Annotated in this window: 2 protein-coding genes; both read left to right on the forward strand. The window is 44.7% G+C overall.

Features of this window, described 5'->3' with window-relative positions; all coding sequences use genetic code 11:
* Nucleotides 1–198 precede the first annotated feature (198 nt).
* Nucleotides 199–2,997: a malto-oligosyltrehalose synthase gene (gene treY / locus VB740_RS32130; RefSeq protein WP_323203875.1), complete on the forward strand. Its 2,799-nt coding sequence runs from the start codon at nt 199–201 to the stop codon at nt 2,995–2,997.
* Between the two features lie 90 nt (nt 2,998–3,087).
* Nucleotides 3,088–4,605 (forward strand): trehalase family glycosidase, encoded by a 1,518-nt coding sequence (locus VB740_RS32135; RefSeq protein WP_323203876.1) that lies wholly within the window; start codon nt 3,088–3,090, stop codon nt 4,603–4,605.
* Nucleotides 4,606–4,698: the final 93 nt, after the last annotated feature.

Genomic DNA, 4,698 nt, shown 5'->3' on the forward strand with positions numbered 1-4,698 from the left:
CTCAACGTCCGAGCTAAAAGGCTCAACGTTCGAGTAAAAAGGCTCAACGTCCGAGTAAAAAGGCTCAACGTCCGAGTAAAAAGGCTCAAACTCCCCCATCTCCCACCCTGCGAGAAGCTAAAGCTATATCCCCCTCACTCCCCATTTTGTACAGACGCGATGAATCGCGTCTCTACCCATTCCCCACTCAAAAAAAATATGCGAATTCCTACCGCCACTTATCGAATTCAGTTTACACCTCAGTTTGGCTTTGACAACGCCAAAGCGATCGCAGCTTATCTAGCAGATTTAGGTATTTCCGATTTGTATGCTTCCCCTATTTTCAAAGCACGATCCGGGAGTACGCACGGTTACGATATAGTAGATGCCACTCAACTTAACCCAGAACTGGGAACTAATGAGTCTTTTGATGCATTAGCTGCTGAAATTCAATCTCTTGGTATGGGCTGGTTACAAGATATTGTGCCAAACCACATGGCTTATAGCAGCGAAAACGATTACTTGATGGACGTATTGGAACACGGCCCAGATTCCAGCTATACCGACTACTTCGACCTTTCTTGGAATGCTCCCTTTGGCGATCGCCAAGAGCGAATTCTCGCGCCGTTGCTGGGAGATTTCTATGGTGCATCCTTGGAAAACGGACACATCCAGCTGCAATATGAACAAAACGGTTTAACTGTCAACTATTACAGCTTAAAACTGCCACTGCGGTTAGAATCTTACACAAAATTTATCACCCATAATCTGGGTCAACTCACGCGCACACTGGGACGCAATCATCCCGATTTTATTAAGCTATTGGGAATTCTCTACATTCTCAAAAATGTGCCCTCAGAAGTTGCAGGGAAACAGCGACAAGACCAAATCGCATTTATTAAAGGATTGGTTTGGGAACTCTACACCACAAACGATGCTATCCGCGAATTCATTGACGAAAATATCCAAACTTTTAACGGAGAACCCGGCAATTCAGAAAGCTTTAATCTCCTAGATGAATTACTGAATGACCAATTTTACCGTCTTGCCTTCTGGAAAGTTGGGGCGGAGGAAATGAACTACCGTCGTTTCTTTACTGTCAATGAACTAATTTCCGTTAAAGTTGAAGAAGTGCGGGTTTTTAATAATACCCACAGCCTAATTCAAAAGCTGGTTGAAGAAGGCAAATTTACTGGTTTACGCATTGACCATATAGATGGACTTTATAACCCAATCCAGTATCTTGAAAGGCTGCGAGAAAAGACGGGCGATATTTATATCACAGTCGAGAAGATTTTAGAACTCACCGAAGAGTTGCCGGAAAACTGGAAAATAGAAGGTACGTCTGGATACGACTTTTTAAATTATGTAAATGGTGTATTTTGCCAAACAGAAAATGAATCATCCTTCGATAAAATTTATCAAAACTTTATTAGCTCAAGAGTAGATTATGCCTCGGTAGTAAAGGATAAAAAACACCTAATTCTGGAAAAGAACTTAGCAGGTGATATTGACAATCTGGCTCTTTTGTTAAAAAATGTTTCCAGTAAATATCGCTATGGTAATGATTTTACGCTGAATGGATTAAAAAGAGCGATCGCCGAAGTTTTGACACTGTTCCCGATTTACCGCACCTATATTACCCCTGATGGAATTGGAGATAGCGATCGCGCTACCATTGAGAAAGTAATCGATCAAGCCAAAGAACAAGCGCCCCTATTGCAGAACGAACTGACCTTTATTGAAAAGTTAATGCTGCTAGAGTTTGATAATTCTTTAACTCAAACAGAACGCGAACAGTGGATATATTTTGTCTTGCGAATGCAGCAATACAGTGGCCCACTAATGGCAAAAGGCGTTGAAGACACCACATTATATGTTTACAATCGGTTGCTGTCGCTGAATGAAGTCGGGGGAAATCCTGGTCATTTTGGCATCGACTTAGCGAAATTCCATGCCTTTAACAAACAGCACCAAGCAACCTGGCCTCATACAATGAACACCACAGCCACTCACGACACCAAGCGCGGCGAAGATGTGCGAACCAGATTGAATGTCCTATCAGAAATTCCCGATGAATGGGATCAGCAGGTAAATACCTGGAGCGCCATGAATCGAGGACATCGTAGCCATCGCCACGGGTTCGCTATGCCCGATCGCAACGATGAGTATTTTCTCTATCAAACCCTAGTAGGGGCGTTTCCCTTTGCCGAACACGAACATGCATCCTTCGTGGAACGGGTGAAGGAATATATAATTAAGGCAATTCGAGAAGCGAAAGTTCATACAGCATGGTTGCGACCTGATAGCGAGTATGAAGAAGCTTGTACCTCCTTTATTGAGAAAGTACTCGATCCTTCTATCTCCGGGGAATTTCTAGAAACCTTTCGTCCCTTCCAACAGCGAATTGCAGAGTATGGTATCTTCAATTCCCTTTCCCAAACTCTACTGAAGATTACTGCCCCCGGCGTACCCGATGTATACCAAGGAACAGAACTTTGGGAACTAAGCCTAGTCGATCCAGACAATCGCCGCCCGGTAGATTTTGAACAGCGACGCACCTATTTAAGCGCCATCCGCGAACAGGTAAAAACAGACATTCTGGGGCTGATTCAGGAGTTACTAAACGACAAAACAGACGGCAGAATCAAACTGTTTTTAACGGCTCAACTACTCCAAGCCAGAACAAACTATGTCTCATTATTTCAGGACGGCGATTATTTACCATTAGAAGTTCAAGGAACCTACGCCAATCACATTATCGCCTTTGCGCGGCGCGAGGGGAATCAAACAGCGATCGTGATCGCCCCTCGCTTTTTAACAAGCCTCATCCAACCAGGAGACAACCCCTTGGGCGACTCAGTTTGGCAAGATACGCACCTAAAATTACCCTCTGGAACTTCCCCCACCTGGAAAAACGTCCTCACTCAGCAACCATTACAAACTAAAGAAACATTATCCATCGGATCTGCCCTCGCCCATTTCCCAGTCGCCCTATTAATTAGTAGTGCCGAGTAAAAACAGAAATCTATCCCACGCAGAGAAAACCCCCTAAAATCTCTGCGTACCTCTGCGATTCCCTTTGCGTTTAAAAAATAATTCTGAATTATGACCATTTCACCAACACTTACCACCACGCAGATTGACACCCTGCGCCTCCATATCAAAAAAACCTGGAAAACCTTAACGCGATCGCACGAACACTTACTCCAATCTGCCAAAGATACCAAACTAGATCACAAAACTGAGACTCCTTGGATAGTCTACATTTCACCTTCAGAAGATTGTCCCAACATTCAGACTGTGTTGGAGCGATCGCTATCTTCCAAGGATATGCAACAGCTGCAAATTCGCACTTTGCCAACTGAAGCAGAGGCGATTAAAGAGCATGGGTTACTATACCTACCAGGCCCTTATATTGTACCCGGTGGGCGCTTTAACGAAATGTACGGCTGGGATAGCTACTTTATATTACTGGGACTTTTGCGCGATGAAGAATGGGAGCTAGCGCAAAACCAAGTTGATCAGTTGTTGTACCAGGTGCAGCATTACGGCACTATCCTCAATTCCAACCGGACTTATATGCTGTCGCGATCGCAACCCCCCGTCCTCAGCATGATGGTTTTGGCGTTATTCCAGCACACCCAGGATGAAGAGTGGTTAAAGTCAACCATACCGATCCTAGAACAGTTTTATTATTACTGGGTAGTACCACCTCACCTGAATCCGGCAACAGGTTTGTCTAGATTCTATGCTTTTGGGGAAGGCCCTGCGCCAGAAGTTTTGTTCTCTGAGCGGGATGATGAGGGAAAAAGCCATTATGATCGCGTCAAGGAATACTATAAAACTTTTGAGGTTGAGGATTATGACGTTAGTCTTTACTACAACCGGGAAAAAGACGAACTAACGCACCTATTTTATAAGGGCGATCGCACCATGCGCGAGTCCGGCTTTGATATCACCAACCGCTTTGGCCCCTTCAGTGCTGATATCCTCCATTATGCTCCTGTGTGCCTCAACAGTTTGCTGTATCAGGTAGAACAAGACTTGGCGCAAATTAACGTTATTCTGGGGAACGAACAACTCGAACAACAATGGCGCGATCGTGCAGATATCCGCCGCGATCGTATTGATAAGTGTCTCTGGGATGAAGAACAGGGACTTTATTTCGATTATCACTTCCAGAGTGGAGAACGCCGCCGTTACGAATTTGCTACCACCTTCTATCCCCTGTGGCTAGGAATTGCTTCTCAAGCCCAAGCCCAGCGCGTCGTGGAAAATCTCTCTTTGTTTGAAGCCCCAGGCGGAATTTTTACCAGTACTCGTGTTACCGGCAACCAGTGGGATGCACCCTTCGGTTGGGCACCATTGACATTAATTGCTGTCCAGGGACTTCACCGCTATGGGTTTCATACAGAAGGCGATCGCATTGCCGATAAATTCCTGGCTATGGTAATTAAAGAATTCGGGCGTCACAACACCCTAGTTGAGAAATACGATGTTGAACGCTGTTCTGCCAACGTTTCCGACGAAATCTGCTTTGGATATAGTTCTAACGAAGTTGGTTTCGGCTGGACAAATGGAGTCATTCTAGAACTCCTCGCAGGTGGTGAGAAAAAAGTTTAAAGGGGAACTCAAAAAAATAAATTATTCCGCTTGAGGTCGCAATACTTTTCGGTTAAGGGGGAAAGGGGAAAGGGAAAAGGTTTGAATTTACCT

The sequence above is a fragment of the Nostoc sp. UHCC 0251 genome (assembly GCF_034932245.1).
Taxonomy (GTDB): Bacteria; Cyanobacteriota; Cyanobacteriia; order Cyanobacteriales; family Nostocaceae; genus Nostoc.

What these genes read in the sequence shown, in the direction of transcription:
- treY (WP_323203875.1), top strand. Translation starts at nt 199, where the DNA reads ATGCGAATTCCTACCGCCACTTATCGAATTCAGTTTACACCTCAGTTT.
- VB740_RS32135 (WP_323203876.1), top strand. Translation starts at nt 3,088, where the DNA reads ATGACCATTTCACCAACACTTACCACCACGCAGATTGACACCCTGCGC.